Source organism: Burkholderia guangdongensis, from assembly GCF_013403875.1.
Lineage (GTDB): Bacteria > Pseudomonadota > Gammaproteobacteria > Burkholderiales > Burkholderiaceae > Burkholderia > Burkholderia guangdongensis.
The window spans coordinates 68,086-94,049 of sequence record NZ_JACBNX010000018.1; the positions used below are offsets into that span (position 1 = coordinate 68,086).

Genomic DNA, 25,964 nt, shown 5'->3' on the forward strand with positions numbered 1-25,964 from the left:
GATGAGCAAGGACAAGGATCGCGCGATCGTCGTCAAGCGTGTGACGGCGGGCAAGAAGGGCCACCACGGCGGGGCGTGGAAGCTCGCGTACGCGGATTTCATGACCGCGATGATGGCGTTCTTCCTGCTGATGTGGCTGCTCGGCTCGGTGTCGACCGCGCAGCTCAAGGGGATCGCGGAATATTTCAACATGCCGCTGAAGGCCGCGCTGCTCGGCGGCGGCGACCGCAGCGCGACCGATTCGAGCGTGCTGCAGGGCGGCGGGCGCGACCTGACGAGCGCCGACGCGGGCACGACGCGCCGCACCGACGGCTCGACGAGCCTGGCCGACCGCCTCGCGAAGCAGAACGACGAGAACGCGCGCGCGCAGGCGCAGGGCGAGCTCGATCGCGTCGAGCGCGCGCGCTTGCACGACCTGCAGATCAAGCTGATCGCCGCGATCGACGCGAACCCGACGCTACGCCAGTTCCGCCAGCAGATCCGTATCGATTCGACGCTGATGGGGCTGCGCATCGAGATCGTCGATACGCAGAAGCGGCCGATGTTCGCGACGGCGAGTGACCAGGTCGAGCCGTACATGCGCGACATCCTGCGCGAGATCGGCAACACGCTGAACGGCGTGCCGAACCGGATCATCGTGCAGGGGCATACGGACGCGGTGCAGTACGCGGCCGGCGAGCGCGGCTACAGCAACTGGGAGCTGTCGTCGGACCGAGCGAACGCGTCGCGCCGCGAGCTGGTCGCGGGCGGGATGGACGAAGCGAAGGTGCTGCGCGTGATCGGCCTCGCGTCGACGCAGAACCTGAACAAGGCCGACCCGCTCGACCCGGAGAACCGCCGCATCAGCGTGATCGTGCTGAACAGCCGGGCCGAGGCGGCGTTCACGCGCGACGACGCGACGACGACGACGCTGTCGGCCGACGCCGCGGGCTCGCGGCAGTTCTCGGAGCAGCTCGGCGTCGCGCCGGGCGCCGGCCCGGTTGCGCCCGCAACGAGCGCGGCGGCTCCCCGCGCGGTCCAACCCTGACGCATTCAGACACCCATGATCCGAACCATTCTCGCCATCGACGATTCCGCGACCATGCGCGCGCTTCTTCAGACGACGCTCGCGCAGGCGGGCTACGACGTGACGGTCGCGGCGGACGGCGATCGCGGCATCGAGGCGGCGTCGGTCACGCCATTCGACCTCGTGCTGACCGATCACAACATGCCGGGCAAGAGCGGCCTCGAGGTGATCGCGGCGCTGCGCGCATGGCCGCCGTACCAGGCGACGCCGATTCTCGTGCTGACGACCGAGAGCGGCGACGCGTTCAAGACGGCCGCGCGCGACGCGGGCGCAACGGGCTGGATCGCGAAGCCGATCGCGCCGGACATGCTGACGGAGCTGGTCGCGTCGCTGTCCGCGCAGACGGCATCCTGAATCGAATGCGACGAATTCATCGGTGACCCGGCATGACTCTCGACATCACTCAGTTCTATCAGACCTTCTTCGACGAGGCGGACGAGCTGCTCGCGCAGATGGAGCAACTGCTCCTGAACCTCGACGTCGGCGCGCCCGACCCCGAGGATCTCGCGGCGATCTTCCGCGCCGCGCATTCGATCAAGGGCGGCGCCGCGACGTTCGGCTTTTCGGCGCTGACCGAGACCACACACATCCTCGAATCGCTGCTCGACCGCGCGCGCAACCGTGAGCTGACGCTGACGAAGCGGATGGTCGACGCGTTCCTCGAAACGAAGGACGTGCTGTCCGAGCAACTCGCCGACTATCGCGCGAGCACCGAGCCGGACGCGGCGGCCGCCGCCGCGATCTGCGCGACGCTCGAGCGGCTCGGGGCCGAGAGCGGGGACGCGGGGGCGTCGACCGCCGGGGTGGCCGAGGCGGTCGCGCCGACGGCGCAGGCGGTATCGGCCGCGCCGGGCATGCCGGCTGCCGCCGGGCTGTTTTCGGCCGACGTTGCCGGCGCGCCGGCGCTGGCGTCCGCATCGGCATATACGACGGGCGGTGCGACGGGCGGCGTGACGGGCAGCGCGGCGGACGGCGCGCCCGACCACGTCGTCGAGCAGGCGCTCGAAGCAGCGCATCCGCCGGCCGATGGCGGTGACGGCCCGCACCTGCGGATCACGCTCTCCGGCGTCGACGAGAAGGATCAGGCGCTGCTGACCGAGGAGCTCGGCAATCTGGGCGAGATCGTCGGCCGTGCGAAGGACGGCGGCGACCTGACGCTGTGGCTCGAATCGGACGTGTCGGCGGACGACATCGTCGCGGTCTGCTGCTTCGTGATCGACGCGAGCCAGATTCGCGTCAGTCGCGGCGCCGCGCCGGGCGAGCAGGCCGCGCGGACGGAGGCCGAGGCCGCGACGCAGGCGGCGTCGCATCCGGCGGATCTGCCGCCGGCGTCCGCCGCGCAGCCGACCCCGTCCACTGCCGCACAATCCGCCGTCCGCCCGGACGTGCCACAACCCGCGCCGGCCATGTCCGCCGACGTTTCGCCGGCCGTGCCCGCCGCCGCGCAGCCGACCCCATCCACCGCCACACAGCCGCCCCCGCCCGCCCACGACGACCGCCGTGCGCGCCCGGCCGCCGCGGCCGGGGCGAACGGCGAAGGCGGCTCGATCCGCGTCGGCGTCGAGAAGGTCGACCAGCTGATCAACCTCGTCGGCGAGCTCGTGATCACGCAGGCGATGCTCGCGCAGACCGCGAGCACGCTCGACCCCGCGCTGCACGACCGCCTGTTCAACGGGATGGCGCAGCTCGAGCGCAACGCGCGCGACCTGCAGGAAGCGGTGATGTCGATCCGGATGATGCCGATGGACTACGTGTTCAGCCGCTTCCCACGCGTCGTGCGCGATCTCGCCGGCAAACTCGGCAAGGAAGTCGAGCTCGTCACGTTCGGCCAGGCGACCGAGCTCGACAAGAGCCTGATCGAGCGGATCATCGATCCGCTCACGCACCTCGTGCGCAACAGCCTCGACCACGGGATCGAGACCATCGAGAAGCGGCGCGCGGCCGGCAAGGCGCCGGTCGGCCAGCTCGTGCTGTCGGCCGCGCATCACGGCGGCAACATCGTGATCGAGGTCAGCGACGACGGCGCGGGCCTGAACCGCGAGCGGATCCTCGCGAAGGCCGCGAAGCAGGGGATGCACGTGTCCGAGAACATCGCGGACGAAGACGTGTGGAACCTGATCTTCGAGCCCGGCTTCTCGACCGCCGAGACCGTGACCGACGTGTCGGGCCGCGGCGTCGGGATGGACGTCGTGAAGCGCAACATCCAGTCGATGGGCGGGCACGTCGAGATCGCGTCGCAGGCCGGCCGCGGCACGACGACGCGCATCATGCTGCCGCTCACGCTCGCGATCCTCGACGGGATGTCGGTGAAGGTCGGCCGCGAAATTTTCATCCTGCCGCTGAACTTCGTGATGGAGTCGCTGCAGCCGAGCGCCGACGACATCTACACGGTCGGCAACGGCGAGCGCGTCGTGCGCGTGCGCGGCGAATACCTGCCGCTCGTCGCGCTGCACGGCGTGTTCTCGGTCGACGACGCGCGCACCGATCCGACGCAGGGGATCGTCACGATCATGGAGACCGAGGGCCGCCGCTTCGCGATGCTGATCGACGAGCTCGTCGGCCAGCAGCAGGTCGTCGTGAAGAACCTCGAAACGAACTATCGCAAGGTGCACGGCATCTCGGCCGCGACGATTCTCGGCGACGGCAGCGTCGCGCTGATCGTCGACGTCGCCGCGCTGAACCGCGACGCCCGCGCGACGCACGGTGCGCATCCGCGTGCCGTACGCCCCGAAGGAAGTGCCCTTGGGGCACAGGCCGCCCTTTCCTGATTCACGCCATTCATCATCCGACTGGAGGCAACCATGTCTGCAGAAGTCCAACTGATCCATCCGGCGGCCGCGCAAGCGGCGCCCGTGCGCCGCGACGCCGGGCACGGCGACGCGGCGGGCCAGGAGTTCCTCGTGTTCACGCTCGGCGACGAGGAGTACGGCATCGACATCCTGAAGGTGCAGGAGATCCGCGGCTACGACAGCGTCACGCGGATCGCGAACGCGCCCGCGTTCATCAAGGGCGTGATCAACCTGCGCGGGATCATCGTGCCGATCGTCGACATGCGGATCAAGTTCAATCTCGGCCGCGTCGACTACGACCACCAGACGGTCGTGATCATCCTGAACGTCGCGCATCGCGTGGTGGGGATGGTCGTCGACGGCGTGTCGGACGTGCTCACGCTCGGCACCGAGCAGATCATGCCCGCGCCCGAGTTCGGCGCGACGCTGACGACCGAGTATCTGACGGGCCTCGGCACCGTCGACGGCCGGATGCTGATCCTGATGGACATCGAAAAGCTGATGTCGAGCCAGGAGATGGCGCTGATCGACGCGGTCGGCGCATAAGCGGCCGCGACAAGGAAGGACGGAGGAGAACCCGCAATGCTGAAAAACTGGTCGGTCCGCACGACGCTCGCGTCCGCCGGACTCATTCTCGTGTGTCTCGCCATGATGCTCGGCGGCCTCGGCCTGTTCGCGCTGAATCGCGCGAGCCGCTCGCTAGACGCGAACGCGCACGTCGATCTGCCCGCGATCCGCGCGCTCGACAATGCGTCGGCGTATCTGCTGAGCGCACGCGTGCTCGTCGAGCGCGCGCGTGCACTGACCGAGGCGGGCGACTTCGACGGCGGGGAAAAGGTGCTGGTGCTCGCGGAAAGCCTGCGCGACCGGGGCGTGAAGCAGTGGCAAACGTTCCAGGCGATTCCGAACGCGGATGTCGAGCCGGCGCTCGTCCAGACGCTCGGCGCGCGCTTCACGGCGATCGTCAACGACGGCCTCGGGCCGGAAATCGCGGCGGTGCGCGACAAGGACATGGCGGCCTATCACCAGGTCGCGGACACGAAGATCAGCCCGATGTTCGCCGCATACAGCGGGGCGACCGACGACGTCGCCAATGCGCTGGAGAAGAGCGCCGATGCACGCTATGCGTCGACGCGCGCGCGCAGCGAGCTGATGACCGTGCTGATCGCCGTCGGCATGGGGCTCGCGGTGGTGCTCGTCGTCGCGATGCAACTGCTGATGCGCCGGCTGATCGTGCGGCCGCTCGTGACCGCGATCGCGCACTGCGAGCGGATCGCGGCGGGCGATCTGACCGTGCCGGTGAAGGTGCTGACGAACAACGAGATCGGCCGGCTGTTCGCGGGCCTGCAGCGGATGCACGTCGCACTGACGTCGATGGTGCAGGCCGTGCATCGCGGTTCCGAATCGATCGACGTCGGCGCGCACGAGATCGCGGCCGGCAACATCGACCTGTCGCAGCGCACCGAGGAGCAGGCCGCATCGCTGCAGGAAACGGCCGCGAGCATGGAGCAGCTGACCGGCACCGTGCGCCAGAACGCGGAGAACGCGCGGCAGGCGAGCCAGCTCGCGGTCAACGCGTCGGACATCGCGCTCACGGGCGGGCGCGTGGTCGGCGAGGTGGTCACGACGATGCAGGACATCGCGGGGAGCTCGGGCAAGGTCGTCGACATCATCGGCACGATCGAGGGCATCGCGTTCCAGACGAACATCCTCGCGCTGAACGCGGCCGTCGAGGCGGCGCGCGCGGGCGAGCAGGGGCGCGGCTTCGCGGTCGTCGCGGGCGAGGTGCGCTCGCTCGCGCAGCGCAGCGCGGCCGCCGCGAAGGAGATCAAGCAGCTGATCGGCGATTCGGTGGACAAGGTGCAGAGCGGCGCGTCGCTCGTCGCGCGCGCCGGTTCGACGATGGACGAGATCGTGCAGGCGGTGCGCCGCGTGACCGACATCATGGGCGAGATCAGCGCCGCGTCCGACGAGCAGTCGACCGGCATCGAGCAGGTCAACCGCGCGGTCGGGCAGATGGATTCGGTCACGCAGCAGAACGCGGCGCTCGTCGAGCAGGCGGCGGCCGCGGCCGCGTCGCTCGAGGAGCAGACGCGGCAGTTGAAGGCGGTCGTGTCGGGCTGGCGCGTGGCCGGCGGGATCGCGCAGACGGTGGTGACGACGCGCGGTGCCGGCGAGCCGGCGATCGCGCGCGGGACGGCGGCCGTGTCGCGTGCGTCCGCTGGGTCTGTCGCGTCCGGTGCGTTCAGTGCGTTCGGTGCGTCTGTTGCGTCCGGTGCGTCTGTTGCGTCCGGTGCGTCCGGTGCGTCCGGTGCGTCTGTTGCGCCGGCCGTGTCCGCCGCGCAGGCGATGCCGGCGGCCAAGCGCGCGAGCGATGAAGCGAAGGGGGCGTCCGTGGCGGCGCCGGCGTCTACGCACGTACCGGCACCGGCGTCCGCTTCCGCAGCCACTTTCGCATCCGCTTCCGCGTTCGCAGCGCCAGCGCCCGCCGCATCGTCCGCGCCGCGCGCGGCCGCGAAGCGCGCGCCCGCCGCTGTCGCCAAACCGGTGTCGCCGGCCGCCGCATCGGCGAGCGCGAAGCCCGCGCTCGTGCGTCCCGCGCTCGCGGCCGAGCCGAAGCCGGCGCTCGCGGGCACGTCCGACGACGACTGGGAGACCTTCTAAGCCATGACGACCGTGCGCGCGCCGCTTCGTGCCGAGTCCCCGGATGCGTCGCCGCGCCCGGGCGAGCCGGGGCGCGACTTCGCGTTCACGACCGCCGATTTCGCGCGGATCCGCACGCTGATCCATCGCCGCGCGGGGATCTCGCTGTCCGACCACAAGCGCGACATGGCGTACAGCCGGCTCGCGCGGCGCTTGCGCGCGCTCGGGCTCGACACGTTCCGCGACTACCTCGACCTGCTCGAGCGCGACGACGATCCGGTCGAGTGGGAGGCGTTCACGAACGCGCTGACGACGAACCTGACCGCGTTCTTCCGCGAGGCGCACCACTTCCCGATCCTCGCGGAGTTCGCGAAGCGGCGCGACGTGCCGCTGTCGGTGTGGTGCTCGGCCGCGTCGACGGGCGAGGAGCCGTACTCGATCGCGATCACGCTGATCGAGGCGCTCGGCGCGCACGCGTCGCGCGGCGCGACGATTCTCGCGACCGATCTCGACACGCAGGTGCTCGCGAAGGCCGAGGCCGGCATCTACACGTTCGACCAGGTCAAGCACCTGTCGCCGGAGCGGCTGAAGCGCTTCTTCCTGCGGGGCACGGGCGCGCAGGCGGGGCGCGTGAAGGTGCGCCCGGAGCTGCGCGCGATGATCCGCTTCGAGCAGCTGAACCTGACCGACGCGGACTACCGGATCGCGCAGCCGTTCGATGCGATCTTCTGCCGCAACGTGATGATCTATTTCGACAAGCCGACGCAGGCGCAGGTGCTTGCGCGCTTCGAGCCGCTCGTGAAGCCGGGCGGGCTGCTGTTCGCCGGCCATTCGGAGAACTTCTCGTACGTGACGCAGGCGTTCCGGCTGCGCGGGCAGACGGTCTACGAGCGCGCGCGCGACGGCGCGGGCGGCGCCTCCGGGGTCTCCGGGGCCTCCAGTGCTCGCGGTTCGATCGCCGGCGGCGTGCGCGCGCCGGCCGCGCCGGGTGGCCGGACTCCCCCGCATCCGCACGTGCCGGCCCGCGAGGATCGCCGATGAGCACGCTGCCGATCGCGACGACCCGCTACTTCGACAACCATTTCGGCCTGCCCGGCGTGAAGCTGTTGCCGAACGAGTTCTATACGACGGGTGACGAGATCGTGCTGATGACGGTGCTTGGCTCGTGCGTCGCCGCGTGCCTGCACGATCCGATTGCACGCATCGGCGGGATGAACCATTTCATGCTGCCCGACGACGGCGCGGACGCCGCGCCGGGCGCGTCCGCGTCCGATTCGATGCGCTACGGCGCATACGCGATGGAGGTGCTGATCAACGAGTTGATCAAGGCAGGCGGCCGGCGCGAGCGCTTCGAGGCGAAGGTGTTCGGCGGCGCGGCGGTGCTGGCCGGGATGACGACGATCAACATCGGCGATCGCAACGCGGAGTTCGTGCGCCGCTATCTGGCGCTCGAGCGGATCCGCATCACGGCCGAGGATCTGCAGGACGTGCATCCGCGCAAGGTTGCGTATATGCCGCACACGGGCCGCGCGATGGTGAAGAAGCTGAAGCTGCAGGTGCCCGGCGTGGCCGTGCGCGAGGCCGCGCTCGCCCGCGACGAGGCGCGCGCCGCGCGGGAGCGGCCGAGCGTCGAGCTGTTCTCGCCACGGGCGCCGGCGCCGCGCGCGGCCGCGCGGATCGAGCTGTTCGGTGCGGCCGGTGTGGGTGTGGCCGGCGTAGGTGCGATTGGCGCAGGCGCGACCGCCGTAGGTGCGACGAGCGCTGGCGCGACGAGCGTAGGCGCGACCGGCTCAGGCGCGACCAGCCTGAGCGCGCCCGCCGCGCCCAGGAGCGTCACAAGACAACGGGGGGAGTCGTGAACCAAGTGCAGAAGATCAAAGTGCTGTGCGTCGACGATTCGGCGCTGATCCGCAGCCTGATGACCGAGATCGTCAACGGCCAGTCCGACATGGAGGTCTGCGCGACTGCGCCCGATCCGCTCGTCGCGCGCGAGCTCATCAAGCAACACAACCCGGACGTGCTGACGCTCGACGTCGAGATGCCGCGCATGGACGGCCTCGACTTCCTCGAGCGGCTGATGCGGCTGCGGCCGATGCCGGTCGTGATGGTGTCGTCGCTGACCGAGCGCGGCTCGGAGATCACGCTGCGCGCGCTCGAGCTCGGCGCGGTCGATTTCGTCACGAAGCCGCGCGTCGGGATCCGCGACGGGCTGCTCGACTACGCGGAAAAGCTTGCGGATAAGATCCGCGCGGCGTCGCGCGCGCGCGTGCGGCACGCGCCGCAGCCGCACGCGGCGGTGCGCGCGGCCGGCCAGCAGGCGGCCGTGCCGATGCTGAACAACCCGCTCGTCAGCACCGAGAAGCTGCTGATCGTCGGCGCGTCGACGGGCGGCACCGAGGCGATTCGCGAAGTGCTGACGCCGCTGCCGCCGGACGCGCCCGCCGTGCTGATCGCGCAGCACATGCCGCCCGGCTTCACGAAGTCGTTCGCGCAGCGGCTGAACGGCCTGTGCCGGATCGCGGTGAAGGAAGCCGAGCACGGCGAGCGCGTGCTGCCCGGTCACGCGTACATCGCGCCGGGCCACGCGCATCTGGTGCTCGCGAGGAGCGGCGCGAACTACGTCGCGCACCTGTCGGAGGAGGCGCCGGTGAACCGGCACCGGCCGTCGGTCGACGTGCTGTTCCGCTCGGTGGCCGCGCACGCGGGCAAGAACGCGATCGGCGTGATCCTGACCGGCATGGGCCGCGACGGTGCGGTCGGTCTGCTCGAGATGCGCCGCGCGGGCGCGTACACGCTTGCGCAGGACGAGGCGAGCTGCGTCGTGTTCGGGATGCCGCGCGAGGCGATCGCGGTCGGCGGCGCCGACGAGGTCGTGCCGCTCGCCGAGATGAGCCGGCGCGTGATGGCGCGGCTCGCGACGATGGGCGAGCGCGCGCAGCGCGTATAGCGCGTATAGCGTGTATAGCGCCGTATTACGCATGTAGCCGTGCAACGAAAAAGCGGCGTGCGCGCTTCGCGCGGGCGCCGGCGGAATCGAATCTGAAAGAGGAATGAAGATGGACAAGAACATGCGAATCCTGGTGGTGGACGATTTCCCGACGATGCGCCGGATCGTCCGCAACCTGCTGAAGGAACTCGGCTACGGCAACGTCGACGAGGCCGAGGACGGCGCGGCGGCGCTCGTGCGGCTGCGCAACGGCGGGTTCGACTTCGTGATCTCCGACTGGAACATGCCGAACCTCGATGGCCTCGCGATGCTGCAGGCGATCCGCGCGGACGCGTCGCTGTCGCACCTGCCGGTGCTGATGGTGACGGCGGAGGCGAAGAAGGAGAACATCATCGCGGCCGCGCAGGCGGGCGCGAACGGCTACGTCGTGAAGCCGTTCACCGCGGCGACGCTCGACGAGAAGCTCGGCAAGATCATCGAGAAAATGGCGAAGGCGGGGGCGTGATGGAGCGGCCCACGCACTCTCTTCATTCGCCGTCCCACGACGGGGCGAGCCAGCATGCGTGGGACGGCCCGGCGGCGCATGCCGGCGCGGACCTTCCGCTCGACGGCCTGGCCGAGTCCGGCGATGCGTCGAGCGACCGGATCCTCGCGCGCATCGGCTACCTGACGCGCACGCTGCGCGATTCGATGCACGAGCTCGGGATCGACAAGCACGTCGAGCGTGCGGCGGAGGCGGTGCCCGACGCGCGCGACCGGCTGCGCTACGTCGCGTCGATGACCGAGCAGGCGGCCGAGCGCGTGCTGACCGCGATCGAGGTCGCGAAGCCGGTGCAGGAGCGCGTGCAGAACGAGGCCGAGGCGCTCGACGCGCGCTGGGCGCAGTGGTACGCGGCGCCGATCGAGCGCGCGGAGGTGCGCGAGCTGATGGACGACACGCGCGCGTTCCTCGGCGCACTGCCGGCCGCGACCGCCGCGACCAACGCGCAGCTGCTCGAGATCATGCTCGCGCAGGACTTCCAGGATCTGACCGGGCAGGTGATCAAGAAGATCATGGAGATGGTCTATCTGATCGAGCAGCAACTGCTGGGCGTGCTGATCGAGAACATCGCGCCCGAGCGGCGCGAGCAGTTCGCGGCGACGGCCGCGGCGTTCGCGGCCGAGCGGTCGGCGGGTGCCGCCGCGAGCCCCGACGCGCTGCTGAACGGCCCGCAGATCGCGCCCGAGGGCAAGGCCGACGTCGTGCAGGACCAGGCGCAGGTCGACGATCTGCTCGCGAGCCTCGGCTTTTGAGCACGCGGCCGGAATGGCTCTGAGACGGCTCTGATACGGCGCCGAGACTGATCTGACACAGTCTTACGCCGCTCTTTTGACACGGCGACACACTCAGCAGGCATACTACGTTTCACCGTCGGCCGAACGACCGGCGTTCAGTCAAAAGCAGGGCGGCGCCGAGCGTCACGAGCCCGCCCGTATCGAGGGCAGTCCCGAGGGGGCAGTGTGGAACTGAAACGTATGAGCCGGGCCGCCGCCAGCGTTGCGGCCGCAACGAGCGTGCTGTGGGCCGTCCACGCGCGCGCGGAACTGGGCGGCGCGCCGATGACGCCGCCGGCGAACGACATCGCGGCGACCGTCCGCACGCTGCAGCGCAGCGTGCTCGCGGCGGCGAGCGCACCGGCGGCCGCGGCCGCCTATACCGTCCGGGAAGTCACGCTCGGCTCGGGCACGGTGATCCACGAATACGTGTCCACGGCGGGTGACGTGTTCGGCGTCGCGTGGCAGGGCCCGACGATACCCGATCTCCGCTCGATCTTCGGCACCTACTACGCGCAATACCAGGCCGGCGTCGCGTCGGCCCACGCGGCGCACGGCTGGCGTGCGCCGGTGTCCGTCACGACGAGCGGGCTCGTCGTGCGCACCGGCGGGCACATGGGCGCGTTCTCCGGCCAGGCGTGGCTGCCGCAGGCGCTGCCTGCCGGCATGACCGGCAACGATATCCAGTGACGGCGGGAGAGCGATCGTGCGAATTCATCACACTCTGATCGGCCGGCTCGGTGCGCTGCGCCTGGTATTCATGATGGCCGCGATGGCCGCGCTCGTTGCCGCATGCGGCGGCGGGGACGGTGGCGGCAGCGGCGGCGGCGGCGGTCTGTCGACGGGCACCGGCACCGGTTCGTCCAGCGTAGCGAACACGACGGCCATCACCGTCGACGCCGGCGTCGCGAACTTCGTGAACATCCCGACCGTCAGCGTGACGGTCTGCGCGCCGGGCACGTCGAACTGCCAGGTCGTCGACCACGTGCTCGTCGACACCGGCTCGTTCGGGCTGCGCCTCGTCAGCGGCGCGGTGTCGGGCCTGCTTCCCAGCCTGCCGGTCGAGACGGTCGGCGGCGCGACGCTCGCCGAATGCGGCACGTTCGTGTCGAGCTTCACGTGGGGCTCGGTGCGCACCGCCGACCTGAAGATCGCCGGCGAGCAGGCGAGCGCGCTGCCGGTGCAGATCCTCGGCGATCTCGGCTCGTCGAACGTGCCGACGTCGTGCTCGGGCGGCGGCACGCCGGCCAACACCGCAAGTATCCTCGGCGCGAACGGCATCCTCGGCATCGGGCCGGCGCCGAATGACTGCGGGTCGAACTGCCTGGCGTCGGCGACCTACAGCGTCTATTACGCGTGCCCGAGCGGCAACGCGAGCTGCGCGCAGACGGCGGTGTCGAGTTCGCAGCTGGTTGCGAATCCGGTGCATCGTTTCGCGTCCGACAACAACGGCGTGATCGTGCAGATGCCGGCGGTGGCGGCGAACGGGCAGGCGAGCGCGACCGGCCAGCTGATCTTCGGGATCGGTACGCAGACCAACAACACGCTCGGCGCAACGACGGTGATGACGTCGGCCAGCAACGGCGACATCACCGGCACACTGCTTGGCAAGACCGTGACCGCGTTCTTCGATACCGGCTCGAACGGGTACTTCTTCGACGATCCGTCGCAGATCCAGTGCACCACCACCACCAACAACGATTTCTACTGCCCATCGTCGACGACGAGCTACACGGCAACGGTAAGGGGCCAGAACAGCCAGCAGGCGAACGTGACGATGTCGGTCGCGAACGCGAATACACTGTTCGCGAGCGCGAACTACGCGCTGGATGATCTCGCCGGGCCGTACAACGGCAAGGGCACGACGCTCGACGTCGGCATGCCGTACTTCTACGGCAGGACCCTCTACTTCGGGATGGACCGGACCGCGAGCGGCGGCGCGGCGCCTTTCGTCGCGTTCTGACCGTCCTGACATCGAGGAGGTTTCGCCATGAGCGCGCGCGTACAACGCATCACGCCGTTCCTGTGGTTCGATCGCGAGGCCGAGGCCGCCGCCACGTTCTACGTGTCGGTGTTCGACCATGCGCGCATCACGCGCACGGTCCGGTACGGGAAGGCGGGCGCGCATGCGTCCGGCCAGACCGAGGGGGCGGTGATGACGGTCGCGTTCGAGCTCGACGGGCAGTCGTTCGTCGCGCTGAACGGCGGGCCGGCGTTCCAGATCGGGCCGGCAGTGTCGTTCGTCGTCAACTGCGTGACGCAGGCGGAGATCGACCATTACTGGACGCGCCTCGCTGAAGGCGGCGACGAGCGCGCGCAGCAGTGCGGCTGGCTGAAGGACCGCTTCGGCGTGTCGTGGCAGATCGTGCCGGTGCAACTGCCGACGCTGGTCGACGACGGCGATCCGGCACGCGCCCAGCGCGTGATGGAGGCGCTGCTGCAGATGAAGAAGATCGATCTCGCCGCGTTGCAGCGCGCGGCGGCGTGATGCCGCGCCAGGCCGTACCGGTCGGCACCCGGTAGCGCTAGGTAACACCGGGTAGCACCCGCCCCCGACTTCCACACCGCCCCCCCAATTCCGCCATCACCGCGCTCGCGGACGGGCGCTCGCGCCCCTGTCCGCGTGGCTTTCGCGCGTCCTCGCCCTCGCTCCCGATTCCCCGAAATACCGCCCTTTCCCGGCTTTCCTCGACCGATCGCCGCTTGACCGCCGCGGGAATAATCGATCCCACTGAAAAGCGGCATTCTGCCGCGTTCCCGAACGGAGGCCCGCGTGGCAGACGAGAGCAATCTCGACAGAACAGAAGCCGCCACTCCTCGGCGCCGCGAGAAGGCGCGCGAGGACGGGCAGGTCGCGCGCTCGCGCGAGCTGGCTTCGTTCGCGCTGCTCGCGGCGGGTTTCTACGGCGCGTGGCTGCTTGCGGGGCCGATCGGCGGGCACCTGCGGTCGATGCTGCGCAACGCGTTCACGTTCGACCGCGCGGCCGCGTTCGACACGCACCGGATGGTCGCCGAGGCCGGCAGCGCCGGCGCCGACGGCCTCGCCGCGCTCGCGCCGCTGCTTGCGCTGACCGGCGTCGCCGCGCTGTGCGCGCCGATGGCGCTCGGCGGCTGGCTGATCTCGTCGAAGACGTTCGAGCTGAAGTTCGACCGGCTGAACCCGATCGTGGGCTTCGGCCGGATTTTCTCGATCCAGGGGCCGATCCAGCTCGGGATGTCGATTGCGAAGACGCTGGTCGTCGGCGGGATCGGCGGCTTCGCGATCTGGCGCAGCAAGGACGCGCTGCTCGGCCTCGCGACGCAGCCGCTCGACGTCGCGCTCGCCGACGCGCTGCACCTGATCGCCGTCTGCTGCGGCACGACGGTTGCCGGGATGCTCGTCGTCGCCGCGCTCGACGTGCCCTACCAACTCTGGCAACACAACAAGAAGCTGCGCATGACGAAGGAAGAGGTGAAGCGCGAGCATCGCGAGAACGAAGGCGATCCGCACGTGAAAGGCCGGATCCGCCAGCAGCAGCGCGCGCTCGCGCGCCGCCGGATGATGGCGGCGGTGCCGGGCGCCGACGTCGTCGTCACGAACCCGACGCATTTCGCGGTCGCGCTGCGGTACACCGATGGCGAGATGCGCGCGCCGAAGGTCGTCGCGAAGGGCGTGAACCTCGTCGCCGCGCGGATCCGCGAGCTTGCCGCCGAACATGGCGTGCCGCTGCTCGAGGCGCCGCCGCTCGCGCGCGCGCTGTATCACAACGTCGAGCTCGAGCGCGAGATTCCCGGCTCGCTGTACGCGGCGGTCGCCGAAGTGCTCGCGTGGGTCTATCAGCTCAAGCGCTTCCGCACCGAAGGCGGCGCCGTGCCGGTCGCGCCGGTCGATCTCGACGTGCCGGCCGAGCTCGACAAGGGCACGCGGATCGACGCCGGCGACGAGCACGAGGAAGCCGACGAAGCGCTCGGCGGAGACGCAGCATGAACATGCCCGCCGCGTTCCTCGGCAAGCGCTCGAAGCAGTTCGCGGACGCGAACCTGCGCGCGCTCGCCGGCCCGATCCTGATCTGCATGATCCTCGGGATGATGATCCTGCCGCTGCCGCCGCTGCTGCTGGATCTGCTGTTCACGTTCAACATCGCGCTGTCGGTGATGGTGCTGCTCGTCAGCATGTACACGATGAAGCCGCTCGATTTCGCTGCGTTCCCGAGCGTGCTGCTGTTCTCGACGCTGCTGCGGCTGTCGCTGAACGTCGCGTCGACGCGCGTCGTGCTGCTCGAAGGGCATACCGGCCCCGACGCGGCCGGCCATGTGATCGAGGCGTTCGGTCATTTTCTCGTGGGCGGCAATTTCGCGGTCGGCATCGTCGTGTTCGTGATCCTGATGATCATCAACTTCATGGTGATCACGAAGGGCGCGGGGCGGATCGCCGAAGTGTCCGCGCGCTTCACGCTCGACGCGATGCCCGGCAAGCAGATGGCGATCGACGCCGACCTGAACGCGGGCCTCATCAACGAGGAGCAGGCGAGAAAGCGCCGCCAGACCGTCGCGCAGGAAGCGGAGTTTTACGGCTCGATGGACGGCGCGTCGAAGTTCGTGCGCGGCGACGCGATCGCGGGCCTGATCATCATGGCGATCAACGTGATCGGCGGGCTGATCGTCGGGATGCTGCAGCACGACATGAGCTTCGCGGACGCCGGCACGAACTACACGCTGCTGACGATCGGCGACGGCCTCGTCGCGCAGATTCCGTCGCTCGTGATCTCGACCGCGGCCGGCGTGATCGTGTCGCGCGTCGCGACCGACGAGGACATCGGCACGCAGCTCACCGGCCAGCTGTTCGCGAACCCGCGCGTGCTGATGATCACCGGCACGATCATCGCGGGGATGGGGCTGATTCCGGAGATGCCGCACGTCGCGTTCCTGCTGCTCGGCGGCGGCGCGATCTGGCTCTCGCGCACGCAGACGAAGCGCGCGGCCGCGCGCAAGGCCGCCGGCGACCTGACCGACGTCGCGCCGGCCGCCGCGCTGCCCGCTGACAGCCATGAAGCGACCTGGGACGACGTGCAGCTGATCGACACGCTCGGCCTCGAGGTCGGCTACCGGCTGATTCCGCTCGTCGACAAGAACAGCGACGGTGAGCTGCTGAAGCGGATCAAGAGCATCCGCAAGAAGTTCGCGCAGGAGATCGGCTTCCTGCCGCCGGTGATCCACATCCGCGACAACCTCGAGCTGCGGCCGAACGCGTACCGGATCGCGCTGAAGGGCGTCGAGATCGGCACCGGCGAAGCGCAGCCGGGCCAGTGGCTCGCGATCAACCCGGGCCAGGTGAGCGCCGCGCTGCCCGGCGCGCCGACGCAGGATCCGGCGTTCGGGCTGCCGGCGGTGTGGATCGACGCGGCGCTGCGCGAGCAGGCGCAGGTGTATGGCTACACCGTCGTCGACGCGAGCACGGTCGTCGCGACGCACCTGAATCATCTCGTCGTGCAGCACGCGTCGGAGCTGCTCGGCCGCCAGGAAGTGCAGGCGCTGATCGAGCGCACCGGCAAGGATGCGCCGTCGCTCGTCGAGGATCTGGTGCCGAAGACGATCTCGCTGACGACGCTGCACAAGGTGCTGCAGAACCTGCTCGAGGAAGGCGTGCCGATCCGCGACATGCGCACGATCGTCGAGGCGGTGTCGGAGCACGCGGCCCGCCTGCCGGACGCGTACGACCTGACCGCCGCGGTGCGCCTCGCGCTCGGCCGCGCGATCACGCAGCAGTGGTATCCGGGCGCGGGCGAGATGCAGGTGATGGGGCTCGATTCGAATCTCGAGCGCGTGCTGTCGCAGGCGCTCGCCACCGGCGCGAACCCGGGCCTCGAGCCCGGCCTCGCGCACTCGCTGCTGACCGGCACGCAGGACGCGATCCAGCGCCAGCAGAACCAGGGTCTGCCGCCCGTGCTGCTCGTGCAGCACGCGCTGCGCGCGATGCTCGCGCGCTTCCTGCGGCGCAGCCTGCCGCAACTGAAGGTGCTGTCGTATGCCGAGGTGCCGGATACGCGCACGATCAAGGTCGTTAATGTCATCGGGGGTTCAGCTTGAACATTCGTAAATTCATCGGCGCGTCGAATCGCGACGCATTGCGCCTCGTGCGCGAAGCGCTCGGCGACGACGCCGTCGTGCTGTCGAACCGCACGCTCGATGACGGCAGCGTCGAAATCGCCGCGCTCGCCGATGCCGAGCTGGCCGCGATCGCGCCGCCGGCCGCCGCGCCGGGCGCGGGCGCCGCACCGTCCGCGTTCGCGTCCGCGCCGGCGCCGGCGCCGGCGCGCGCGGGTACTCATCCAGGCATCAATCCGGGCCTCAACCCTTACGCGAGCGGCGATCTGCCGGACGTGTTCTCGTCGGTGTTCGGCGCACGCGCCGACACGGCCGACGGGGCCGACGCGACGTTTGGCGTGGCTTCGGCGCCTGCCGCATCCGCATCTGCGCCCGCATCCGCCGCATCGAGCGCCGCGTCCGCTTCGCGGGCCGCTTTGCAGACCGCTTCACAGGCCGCTTCACAGGTCGCTTCACCGGTCGCTATGCAGACCGCCTCTCCCGCCGCCGCATCGGAGCCGGCGCCGTGGCTCGTCGAGCACGCGAAGCGCCTGACGAAGCAGCGCGACGCGCTCGCGCGCCCGCCCGCGCCGGCGCAGTCCGCCGAACGCGCCTCCGCGGCGTCGCCCGACTGGGCCCGCGACGTCGTGCGCAACGTCGCGAGCCGCCTGCCGGCCACGGACGCCGCGCCCGCCGCGCGCCGAGCCGGCGACGCGCAGCCGGCCCCCGCGCCGCGCGCGGCGCTCGACGTGGCGGCCGCGGTGGCCGATGCGATGAAGCGCCACGTCGAGCGGATCGTCGACGAGACCGTGATGCACGAGCTCGGCACGCTGCGCGGGATGCTCGAGGAGCAGTTCGACGGATTGATGTGGCGCGAGCGCCAGCGTCGCAGCGCCGTGCATTCGGCGCTGACGAAGCACCTGTTCGCGGCCGGCTTCTCCGCGCAGCTCGTGCGGATGGTCGTCGACAACCTGCCGGACGGCGACGAAGCCGCGACGCTCGACCGCGCGATCGACTGGGCGCAGACGGTGCTCGCCGCGAACCTGCCGGTGCTCGAGAGCGAGGATGCGCTGATGGAGCGCGGCGGCGTGTTCGCGCTGATGGGGCCGACGGGCGCCGGCAAGACGACGACGACCGCGAAGCTCGCCGCGCGCTGCGTGATGCGCTTCGGCGCGAGCAAGGTCGCGCTCCTGACGACGGACAGCTACCGGATCGGCGGGCACGAGCAACTGCGGATCTTCGGCAAGATCCTCGGCGTGCCGGTGCATGCGGTGAAGGACGCGGGCGATCTGCAGTTCACGCTGTCCGAGCTGCGTAACAAGCACATCGTGCTGATCGACACGATCGGGATGAGCCAGCGCGACCGCGCGGTGTCCGACCAGATCGCGATGCTGCACGGCGCCGACACGCCGGTGCAGCGCCTGCTGCTGCTGAACGCGACGAGCCACGGCGACACGCTGAACGAAGTCGTGCAGGCGTACCGCGGCGGCGACGACCGGCCGGAGCTCGCCGGCTGCGTGCTGACGAAGCTCGACGAGGCGACCAACCTCGGCGGCACGCTCGACGCCGTGATCCGCTACCGGCTGCCGGTGCACTACGTGTCGACCGGCCAGAAGGTGCCCGAGAACCTGTACGTCGCGACGAAGAAGTTTCTGGTGAAGAGCGCGTTCTGCGTGCCGCGCGCCGGCTCGCCGTTCGTTCCGCAGGACGACGACGTGCCCGGCATGCTGGCCGCGCTCGCCGTCCGTTCCCCCGCCGACCCGCACGAGGTGCGCTTTGGATAAACAGACGATCGACCAGGCCGAAGGGCTGCGGCGGCTGCTCGCCGGGCCCGGATCGCGGATCGTCGCGATCGTCGGCGGCCCGACGGGCGTTGGCTGCACGTCGGCCGTCGTGAATCTCGCGGCCGCGCTCGCGGCGCTCGGCAAGGACGTGCTCGTCGTCGACGAGCACGACGGCCCGCGCTCGGCCACCACGACGCTCGACGGCAGATGGCGGCGCGACGGCGAATGCGTGCGCGTCGACGCGGGCTTCTCGGTCTGCGCGGCCGCCGCGCTCGCGCGCGACGGCTACAGCAACGGTGACGGCGGCGCGCGGCTGCGCGCGATCGTCGACGGCGCGGCCGACATCGTGCTCGTCGACGCACGGCTCGATGCGCAGGGCGGGCTATCGGCGCTCGCGCGCGACGCGCACGACGTGCTGATCGTCACGCGGGTCGCCGCGCAGGCGATCACCGACGCGTACGCGTGCATGAAGCGCCTGCATTTCGTGCATGCGATCGCGCAGTTCCGCGTGCTGATCAATCACGTCGGCAGCCGCGCGGACGCGAAGACCACGTTCGACAACCTCGCGGGCGTCGCGAGCCGCTATCTGGCGGTGTCGCTCGCGCACGCGGGCTGCGTGAGCGCCGATCCGCTCGTCGAGCACGCGCGCACGCTCGCGCGCACCGCGGCGGATGCGTTCCCGTCGTCGCCGGCCGCGCGCGACTACCGGCAGATTGCCGCGGACTTGCTGTACTGGCCGCGCCGCCCGGGACCGGGCGCGCGCCGCGACGACGGGGATCGCCGGCTGGACGGCGGCACGGAAGACCGGCGGGAGGGCCGCGCGGGCGGCCCGGCGCGCGAGAAGGGCGCGGCTCACGCCGCGTGAGCGCCGACGAAGGAGAAAGCGCCATGATGTACAACGCTCAAGGAAAGATTTCCCAGACCGACGTGCTTGCGCAGTACGCGCCGCTCGTGCGCCGCCTGGGGCTGCAGCTCGTCGCGAAAATGCCGGCGAGCGTCGATCTCGACGACCTGATCCAGGCCGGGATGATCGGGCTGCTCGACGCGGCCGGCCGCTACAAGGAAGACCAGGGCGCGCAGTTCGAGACCTATGCGACGCAGCGGATTCGCGGCGCGATGCTCGACGAGCTGCGCAGCAACGACTGGTTGCCGCGCAGCATGCGCAAGAACTCGCGCGAGGTCGAGCACGCGGTGCACCAGGTCGAGCAGCGGCTCGGCCGGTCGGCGTCCGAGACCGAGGTTGCCGACCATCTGCAGATGCCGCTCACCGACTATCAGGGGCTGCTGCAGGATCTGCACGGCAGCCAGCTGATCTACTACGAGGACTTCGACCGGTCGTCCGACGACGAACCGTTCCTCGACCGCCATTGCGTCGATCGCGCGGACCCGCTGTCGGCGCTGCTCGACGACCATCTGCGCGACGCGCTGATCGACGCGATCGAGCGGCTGCCGGACCGCGAGAAGCTGCTGATGTCGCTCTACTATGAACGCGGGCTGAACCTGCGCGAGATCGGAGCGGTGCTCGAAGTCAGCGAATCACGGGTCTGCCAACTGCACAGCCAGGCGGTCGCGCGGCTGCGCGCGCGGCTGCGCGAGCAGGCCTGGGTCGGCGCGGAAAACTGACGCGGCCCGCCCGCGAGAGCGCACTACGAGGGCGCTTTCGCGGGCTTCTCCGACGGACCGACCATGCGCGGGCACGCACCGGCGGCGGCCCGCCTCCGGCATTGTTCGCGCCAATTTGCTACAATCCCCCCCGTTTTCCGAGGAGCGTTGCGACGGGCGCCCGCCCGCCAGGCTCGGAAGGCTTCACCAAGCGGCCGCGCGGCGGCGATCGAAGATCGCGCCGGCCCACCCGCTTCCTGAACGGCGCTCACGTCACAATTTCTAGAACTTTTTTTAGAAAGGAGGGCGTGATGAGCGCCGTTATCGATTCCAAGAGCTCCAACGACTACCTCGTCGCCGACCTGTCGCTCGCCGGCTGGGGGCGCAAGGAGCTCAATATCGCCGAGACCGAAATGCCGGGCCTCGTGCAGATCCGCGACGAATACAAGGCGCAGCAGCCGCTGAAGGGCGCGCGCATCGCCGGCTCGCTGCACATGACCATCCAGACGGGCGTGCTGATCGAGACGCTGAAGGCGCTCGGCGCGGACGTGCGCTGGGCGTCGTGCAACATCTTCTCGACGCAGGACCACGCGGCCGCCGCGATCGCCGCCGGCGGCACGCCGGTGTTCGCGTTCAAGGGCGAGTCGCTCGACGAATACTGGGCGTTCACGCACCGGATCTTCGAATGGCCGAACGGCGAGTTCGCGAACATGATCCTCGACGACGGCGGCGACGCCACGCTGCTGCTGATCCTCGGCTCGAAGGCGGAGAAGGATCGCTCGGTGATCGCGAAGCCGACGAACGAGGAAGAAGTCGCGCTGTACAAGTCGATCGCGCAGCATCTCGACGCCGACGGCAGCTGGTACTCGACGCGCCTCGCGCAGATCAAGGGCGTGACCGAAGAGACGACGACCGGCGTGCACCGCCTGTACCAGATGGAGAAGGAAGGCCGCCTGCCGTTCCCGGCGATCAACGTGAACGATTCGGTCACGAAGTCGAAGTTCGACAACCTGTACGGCTGCCGCGAATCGCTCGTCGACGGGATCAAGCGCGCGACCGACGTGATGATCGCGGGCAAGATCGCGCTCGTCGCCGGCTACGGCGACGTCGGCAAGGGCTGCGCGCAGTCGCTGCGCGGGCTCGGCGCGACCGTGTGGGTCACGGAAATCGATCCGATCTGCGCGCTGCAGGCGGCGATGGAAGGCTACCGCGTCGTGACGATGGAGTACGCGGCCGACAAGGCCGACATCTTCGTGACCGCGACCGGCAACTTCCACGTGATCGGCCACGATCACATGAAGGCGATGCGCCATAACGCGATCGTCTGCAACATCGGCCACTTCGATTCGGAAATCGACGTCGCGTCGACGCGCCAGTACACGTGGGACAACATCAAGCCGCAGGTCGACCACATCATCTTCCCGGACGGCAAGCGGATCATCCTGCTCGCGGAAGGGCGCCTCGTGAACCTCGGCTGCGCAACCGGCCATCCGTCGTTCGTGATGTCGAACTCGTTTACGAACCAGACGCTCGCGCAGATCGAGCTGTTCACGCGCGGCGGCGAGTACGGCAACAAGGTCTACGTGCTGCCGAAGCACCTCGACGAGAAGGTCGCGCGCCTGCATCTCGCGCGCATCGGCGCGCAGCTCTCCGAGCTGTCCGACGCGCAGGCGTCGTACATCGGCGTGTCGAAGGCGGGCCCGTTCAAGCCGGATCACTACCGCTACTAACCCGCCACTGACACCAGGCGCCGCCGGCCACGGCGGCATCGGGCGGGGCGGCCACGGCCGGCCCCGCGTCCATCGTCACCGGGCAGCCGCGCGCGGCCGACCGACAACGAACCGGGAGCATCGCATGACCCTCATCCTGACCTGGATCATCAACGCGCTCGCGCTGCTGATCATCACGTATCTGGTGCCGTCGATCCACATCAAGAGCTTCGGCACCGCGCTGATCGTCGCAGTCGTGCTCGGCCTGATCAACACGGTGATCCGGCCGGTGCTGATCCTGTTCACGCTGCCCGTCACGATCGTCACGCTCGGGCTCTTCATCCTCGTCGTGAACGCGCTGTGCTTCTGGCTCGCGGCGTCGCTGCTGAAGGGCTTCGAGGTGTCGGGCTTCTGGTCCGCGTTCTTCGGTTCGATCCTGTACAGCATCGTGTCGTGGCTGCTGTCCGCCCTGATCTTCGGCCAGCGCAGCATCGGCTGAGCGGGCCTCGCTTCTCATCATGAAACCGATCGAACTCTCGTTTGAATTCTTTCCGCCGAAGACGGCGGACGGCGTCGAGAAGCTGCGCGCGACGCGCGCGCAACTCATGCCGCTGAAACCGAAATTCGTCTCCGTGACGTTCGGCGCCGGCGGCTCGACCCAGCAGGGCACGCTCGATACCGTCCTCGACATGCAGAAGGACGGCCTCGAAGCGGCGCCGCACCTGTCGTGCATCGGCTCGTCGCGCGACAGCCTGCGCGCGATCCTCGACCAGTACCGCTCGCACGGGATCCGCCACATCGTCGCGCTGCGCGGCGACCTGCCATCCGGGATGGGCTCGGTCGGCGAGCTGCGCTACGCGTCCGAGCTCGTCAGCTTCATCCGCGCGGAGCACGGCGACTGGTTCCACATCGAGGTCGCCGGGTATCCGGAATATCACCCGCAGGCGCGCTCGCCGAAGGCCGATCTCGAGAACTTCGCGCGCAAGGTGAAGGCCGGCGCGAATTCCGCGATCACGCAGTACTTCTTCAACGGCGACGCGTACTTCCGCTTCGTCGACGACGCGCGGAAGCTCGGCGTCGACGTACCGATCGTGCCGGGCATCATGCCGATCACGAACTTCTCGCAGCTGATGCGCTTCTCGGAGATGTGCGGCGCCGAAGTGCCGCGCTGGGTCGCGCGCCGGCTCGAGAGCTTCGGCGACGATCGCGACGCGATCCGCGCGTTCGGCGCCGACGTCGTCACCAGCCTCTGCCAGCGCCTGATCGACGCGGGCGTGCCGGGCCTGCATTTCTACACGCTGAACGGCGCGGCCGCGACGCGGACGATTTGCGAGCGGCTCGGGTTCTGAACCGCCGCCGCTGACGTCGCGCCAGCGCGCGCCGCCTGACGAACCCCGATCGCCGGATCCCTGTCCGGCGATCGGGGTTTTTTCATGCCTGCGCCAGCAGCAGCGGCGGACGCCGGTCGAACCACGGCCGCGCCTGCTCGAGCTGGCGCGCGAGCCGCAGCAGCCGCGCGTCGTCGCCGTGGCGCGCGGCGAACTGCACGCCGATCGGCAGGCCGCGTGCGTTCCAGTACAGCGGTACCGACATCGCCGGCTGGCCGGTCAGGTTGAATAGCTCGGTGCAGCCGGCCCACGCGAAGCTCTTCTGCGATGCCTTCGCGAGCATTTCGCGCAGCAGCGGCTTTAACGGCAGCGACGCGATCAGCCGCAACTGCCGGCGCTCGAACGGCGTCGGCCGCAGCTCGCCGATCCGGCGCGGCGCGCCGGCGAGCGTCGCGCACAGAATCACGTCATAGCGCGCGACGGCGCTCGTGACCTGCACCGTCAGCTGACGCTGCAGCTCGAGCATGTCCGGCAGCCGCTCGCGCGCGAGCCGCCGGCCGACGAGCGCCATCGCCCACGTCGCGAGCTCGAACTCGTCGCGCCGTGGCCGGCGCCCGGTAATCTGCTGCGCGCCGAGCACCATCTCGTCGGCGATCGTCGCCCACAGCGACAGGAACAGCTCGCCGATCCGCGCGAAATCGACGTTCAACGTGGCCGGCTCGACGTGATGGCCGAGCGATTCGACAAGCGCGGCCGCATCGTCGAGCGCCGCGCGCGCGTCGGCGTCGAGCGCGGGCGCGAGCATCGGATCGGTGACGAGCCCGATCCGCAGCGGCTCGACCGGCTCGTCGAGCGCGCCGAGGAACGTGCCGGGCGCGCCGGTCGGCAGCGTCCGGCCGGTCGTCACGTCGAGCAGCAGCGCGCTGTCGCGCACGCTGCGCGAGACCGCGTGATTGACGCTCAGCTCGCCCGCGCTCACGCGCGTGACGAGCGCGGGATCGCGACTCGGCTTGAGCCCGAACAACCCGCAGCACGATGCCGGAATCCGGATCGAGCCGCCGCCGTCGGACGCATGCGCGAGCGGCACGATGCCGGCCGCGACCGCCGCGGCCGCGCCGCCGCTCGACCCGCCCGGCGTGTGGTCGAGGCTCCATGGATTGCGGCACGGACCGAACAGCTCGGGCTCCGTGTACGGCATCTGGCCGAGCTCGGGCGTGTTGGTCTTGCCGAACGGATTGAGCCCGGCCGAGCGGCTGCGCGCGATCAGCGGCGCGTCGGCGTCGGGCACGAAGTAGCGGTAGTGGCGGCTGCCCATCGTCAACGGCAGCCCGGCGACCGCGACGCCGAGATCCTTGATCAGATACGGCACGCCGCCGAACGGCCCGTCCGGCGCGCGTTGCGCGGCCGCGCGCTCGCGCGCCGCGTCGTAGTCGGCGAGCACGATCGCGTTGATCGCGGGATTCACCGCTTCCGCGCGGCGGATCGCCGCGTCGAGCAGCTCGCGCGGGCTCGCGTCGCGCCGGCGCACGAGATCGGCGAGGCCGATCGCGTCGTGTGCGAGATAGTCGGCATGCACCGTGGTCATCCCCGTTGTGACGTCTGGTGATCGATAAGATCGATAAGATCGATGAAACGGCGGGCGGGCGGGCCCGGCCCGAGCCCGCCGCGGCCGGGCGCTTACAGGTGCTCGGCGAGGAACGTCAGCGTGCGGCCGTGCGCGAGCGCGGCGGCGCGCTGGTTGTAGGACGCGCGGTCCGTGCAGTTGAAGCCGTGCTCGGCGCCCGGATACAGATGGAACGACGCGTTGTCGCGGCCCGCGAACGCGGCCTTGACCTCGTCGACGGCCGCGAGCGGAATGCCGTGATCGTTCTCCGCGTAGTGGAACAGGATCGGCCGCGTGACGCTGCCCGCGACGTCGAGGCGGCCCTGGATGCCGCCGCCGTAATACGCGACGGCCGCGTCGATCTTGCCGGTCGCCGCCGCGAGATACGCGAGGCGGCCGCCGAAGCAGTAGCCGATCGCGGCGACGTTGCCGCCGACCTCGGGCCGCGTGCGCAGCAGGTCGGCCGCGGTCGCGATGTCGGCGACCGCGAGCTCGACGTTCGTCTTCTGCAGCAGCTCGATGCCCTTGTCGCGGTCGGCGCCTTCATAGGTCAGCTCGACGCGCGGCTGCGTGCGCCAGAACACGTCCGGCGCGAGCGCGACGTAGCCGTCGGCCGCGTACTGATCGGCGACCGCGCGGATGTGCGCGTTCACGCCGAAGATCTCCTGGATGATGATGACGGCGGGGCCCTTGCCGCGCTTGGGCAGCGACAGGTAGCCGCCGAAGGCGTCTTTGCCGGACGGGATGTCGATCCATTGGGCAGTCACGTTGAACTCCTCGCAGACGAGGCGCCGCGCGCCTCAGTGATGGGAAAACGGGCGGCCTAGTGTGCCACCAATCGGCGCGGGTTGCAGCGTGGCCGTTCGGCCGATCGGCGCAATGGCGGATCGCGAAAACGCGGGTGCGTCCGCGCATTTGTTTCGTAGAAAGCAAGCCACGAATATCGAATTCGAATAATCACTCGACTCGCGCCGGGGGCTTTCACACGACGGTAAAAAATTGGCGGAAACCCTTATCCGACGGGGGTTTCACTGATATGAACGGAAGCGTTGCGCGGGTTACACATCGGTAGTGTTACCACTACCTCAAAAAGACCCCACAAATTAATTTGTTCGC

General features: G+C 69.8%; 23 protein-coding genes and 1 riboswitch. Of the genes, 21 read left to right on the plus strand and 2 right to left on the minus strand.

What is annotated here, in order from left to right; translation table 11 throughout:
* Position 1 precedes the first annotated feature (1 nt).
* From motB to metF, 21 genes are all read left to right on the plus strand, one after another.
* Positions 2–1,027, plus strand: a complete 1,026-nt coding sequence (motB, locus tag HZI36_RS18550) for a flagellar motor protein MotB (RefSeq protein ID WP_179404120.1) — start codon at positions 2–4, stop codon at positions 1,025–1,027.
* Between the two features lie 15 nt (positions 1,028–1,042).
* Positions 1,043–1,420 carry a response regulator gene (locus tag HZI36_RS18555; RefSeq protein ID WP_179404121.1) on the plus strand — a complete coding sequence of 126 codons (378 nt, stop codon included), beginning with the start codon at positions 1,043–1,045 and terminating at the stop codon, positions 1,418–1,420.
* A gap of 32 nt (positions 1,421–1,452) precedes the next feature.
* The gene (cheA, locus tag HZI36_RS18560; RefSeq protein WP_179404122.1) at positions 1,453–3,834 is read left to right on the plus strand and encodes a chemotaxis protein CheA; all 2,382 of its coding nucleotides are present in this window, start codon (positions 1,453–1,455) and stop codon (positions 3,832–3,834) included.
* 33 nt (positions 3,835–3,867) lie between these two features.
* The gene (cheW, locus tag HZI36_RS18565; protein WP_179404123.1) at positions 3,868–4,401 is read left to right on the plus strand and encodes a chemotaxis protein CheW; all 534 of its coding nucleotides are present in this window, start codon (positions 3,868–3,870) and stop codon (positions 4,399–4,401) included.
* A gap of 36 nt (positions 4,402–4,437) precedes the next feature.
* Positions 4,438–6,519 carry a methyl-accepting chemotaxis protein gene (locus HZI36_RS18570; RefSeq protein WP_179404124.1) on the plus strand — a complete coding sequence of 694 codons (2,082 nt, stop codon included), beginning with the start codon at positions 4,438–4,440 and terminating at the stop codon, positions 6,517–6,519.
* 3 nt (positions 6,520–6,522) lie between these two features.
* Positions 6,523–7,539 (plus strand): CheR family methyltransferase, encoded by a 1,017-nt coding sequence (locus tag HZI36_RS18575; RefSeq protein ID WP_179404125.1) that lies wholly within the window; start codon positions 6,523–6,525, stop codon positions 7,537–7,539.
* Positions 7,536–8,357 (plus strand): chemoreceptor glutamine deamidase CheD, encoded by an 822-nt coding sequence (gene cheD / locus HZI36_RS18580; protein ID WP_179404126.1) that lies wholly within the window; start codon positions 7,536–7,538, stop codon positions 8,355–8,357. The genes HZI36_RS18575 and cheD overlap by 4 nt, the downstream gene beginning before the upstream one ends.
* Positions 8,354–9,445 carry a protein-glutamate methylesterase/protein-glutamine glutaminase gene (locus HZI36_RS18585; protein ID WP_343050278.1) on the plus strand — a complete coding sequence of 364 codons (1,092 nt, stop codon included), beginning with the start codon at positions 8,354–8,356 and terminating at the stop codon, positions 9,443–9,445. The genes cheD and HZI36_RS18585 overlap by 4 nt, the downstream gene beginning before the upstream one ends.
* A gap of 109 nt (positions 9,446–9,554) precedes the next feature.
* The gene (cheY, locus tag HZI36_RS18590; protein ID WP_179404128.1) at positions 9,555–9,950 is read left to right on the plus strand and encodes a chemotaxis response regulator CheY; all 396 of its coding nucleotides are present in this window, start codon (positions 9,555–9,557) and stop codon (positions 9,948–9,950) included.
* On the plus strand, positions 9,950–10,738 hold the full coding sequence (gene cheZ / locus HZI36_RS18595) for a protein phosphatase CheZ (protein ID WP_179404129.1): 789 nt from the start codon (positions 9,950–9,952) through the stop codon (positions 10,736–10,738). Before cheY ends, cheZ begins: the two co-directional genes overlap by 1 nt.
* A 207-nt stretch (positions 10,739–10,945) precedes the next feature.
* Entirely contained in the window at positions 10,946–11,449 is a 504-nt protein-coding gene (locus tag HZI36_RS18600; RefSeq protein ID WP_179404130.1) for a DUF2844 domain-containing protein, read from the plus strand.
* Positions 11,450–11,465: 16 nt separating this feature from the next.
* Complete coding sequence (locus HZI36_RS18605) at positions 11,466–12,722, plus strand: DUF3443 domain-containing protein (protein WP_425485261.1); 1,257 nt, start codon at positions 11,466–11,468, stop codon at positions 12,720–12,722.
* 27 nt (positions 12,723–12,749) lie between these two features.
* Positions 12,750–13,247, plus strand: a complete 498-nt coding sequence (locus HZI36_RS18610; protein WP_179404131.1) for a VOC family protein — start codon at positions 12,750–12,752, stop codon at positions 13,245–13,247.
* Between the two features lie 285 nt (positions 13,248–13,532).
* On the plus strand, positions 13,533–14,726 hold the full coding sequence (flhB, locus tag HZI36_RS18615) for a flagellar biosynthesis protein FlhB (RefSeq protein ID WP_179404132.1): 1,194 nt from the start codon (positions 13,533–13,535) through the stop codon (positions 14,724–14,726).
* Positions 14,723–16,825, plus strand: a complete 2,103-nt coding sequence (gene flhA / locus HZI36_RS18620; protein WP_179404133.1) for a flagellar biosynthesis protein FlhA — start codon at positions 14,723–14,725, stop codon at positions 16,823–16,825. The genes flhB and flhA overlap by 4 nt, the downstream gene beginning before the upstream one ends.
* Positions 16,822–18,606, plus strand: a complete 1,785-nt coding sequence (gene flhF, locus HZI36_RS18625; RefSeq protein WP_179404134.1) for a flagellar biosynthesis GTPase FlhF — start codon at positions 16,822–16,824, stop codon at positions 18,604–18,606. The genes flhA and flhF overlap by 4 nt, the downstream gene beginning before the upstream one ends.
* On the plus strand, positions 18,599–19,471 hold the full coding sequence (locus HZI36_RS18630) for a MinD/ParA family ATP-binding protein (protein ID WP_179404135.1): 873 nt from the start codon (positions 18,599–18,601) through the stop codon (positions 19,469–19,471). The genes flhF and HZI36_RS18630 overlap by 8 nt, the downstream gene beginning before the upstream one ends.
* A 23-nt stretch (positions 19,472–19,494) precedes the next feature.
* Positions 19,495–20,229 carry an RNA polymerase sigma factor FliA gene (locus HZI36_RS18635; protein WP_179404136.1) on the plus strand — a complete coding sequence of 245 codons (735 nt, stop codon included), beginning with the start codon at positions 19,495–19,497 and terminating at the stop codon, positions 20,227–20,229.
* 133 nt (positions 20,230–20,362) lie between these two features.
* Positions 20,363–20,485, plus strand: a riboswitch (S-adenosyl-L-homocysteine riboswitch).
* A 31-nt stretch (positions 20,486–20,516) separates the two neighbouring features.
* Positions 20,517–21,938, plus strand: a complete 1,422-nt coding sequence (ahcY, locus tag HZI36_RS18640; RefSeq protein ID WP_179404137.1) for an adenosylhomocysteinase — start codon at positions 20,517–20,519, stop codon at positions 21,936–21,938.
* A gap of 124 nt (positions 21,939–22,062) precedes the next feature.
* Positions 22,063–22,416, plus strand: coding sequence for a phage holin family protein (locus HZI36_RS18645; protein WP_179404138.1), 354 nt, complete (start codon positions 22,063–22,065; stop codon positions 22,414–22,416).
* 19 nt (positions 22,417–22,435) lie between these two features.
* On the plus strand, positions 22,436–23,266 hold the full coding sequence (gene metF, locus HZI36_RS18650; RefSeq protein ID WP_179404139.1) for a methylenetetrahydrofolate reductase [NAD(P)H]: 831 nt from the start codon (positions 22,436–22,438) through the stop codon (positions 23,264–23,266).
* Positions 23,267–23,348: 82 nt separating this feature from the next.
* On the opposite strand, the gene HZI36_RS18655 is transcribed toward metF, so the two are convergent.
* Entirely contained in the window at positions 23,349–24,821 is a 1,473-nt protein-coding gene (locus tag HZI36_RS18655; protein ID WP_179404158.1) for an amidase family protein, read from the minus strand.
* Between the two features lie 101 nt (positions 24,822–24,922).
* A complete protein-coding gene (locus HZI36_RS18660; protein ID WP_179404140.1) occupies positions 24,923–25,615 on the minus strand; it encodes a dienelactone hydrolase family protein in 693 nt (230 codons plus the stop codon).
* Positions 25,616–25,964 lie beyond the last annotated feature (349 nt).

Bases quoted from the DNA above. Each gene is read 5' to 3' on its own strand.
- motB (WP_179404120.1), top strand. From the start codon at position 2: ATGAGCAAGGACAAGGATCGCGCGATCGTCGTCAAGCGTGTGACGGCG.
- HZI36_RS18555 (WP_179404121.1), top strand. From the start codon at position 1,043: ATGATCCGAACCATTCTCGCCATCGACGATTCCGCGACCATGCGCGCG.
- cheA (WP_179404122.1), top strand. From the start codon at position 1,453: ATGACTCTCGACATCACTCAGTTCTATCAGACCTTCTTCGACGAGGCG.
- cheW (WP_179404123.1), top strand. From the start codon at position 3,868: ATGTCTGCAGAAGTCCAACTGATCCATCCGGCGGCCGCGCAAGCGGCG.
- HZI36_RS18570 (WP_179404124.1), top strand. From the start codon at position 4,438: ATGCTGAAAAACTGGTCGGTCCGCACGACGCTCGCGTCCGCCGGACTC.
- HZI36_RS18575 (WP_179404125.1), top strand. From the start codon at position 6,523: ATGACGACCGTGCGCGCGCCGCTTCGTGCCGAGTCCCCGGATGCGTCG.
- cheD (WP_179404126.1), top strand. From the start codon at position 7,536: ATGAGCACGCTGCCGATCGCGACGACCCGCTACTTCGACAACCATTTC.
- cheY (WP_179404128.1), top strand. From the start codon at position 9,555: ATGGACAAGAACATGCGAATCCTGGTGGTGGACGATTTCCCGACGATG.
- cheZ (WP_179404129.1), top strand. From the start codon at position 9,950: ATGGAGCGGCCCACGCACTCTCTTCATTCGCCGTCCCACGACGGGGCG.
- HZI36_RS18610 (WP_179404131.1), top strand. From the start codon at position 12,750: ATGAGCGCGCGCGTACAACGCATCACGCCGTTCCTGTGGTTCGATCGC.
- flhA (WP_179404133.1), top strand. From the start codon at position 14,723: ATGAACATGCCCGCCGCGTTCCTCGGCAAGCGCTCGAAGCAGTTCGCG.
- HZI36_RS18635 (WP_179404136.1), top strand. From the start codon at position 19,495: ATGATGTACAACGCTCAAGGAAAGATTTCCCAGACCGACGTGCTTGCG.
- HZI36_RS18645 (WP_179404138.1), top strand. From the start codon at position 22,063: ATGACCCTCATCCTGACCTGGATCATCAACGCGCTCGCGCTGCTGATC.
- metF (WP_179404139.1), top strand. From the start codon at position 22,436: ATGAAACCGATCGAACTCTCGTTTGAATTCTTTCCGCCGAAGACGGCG.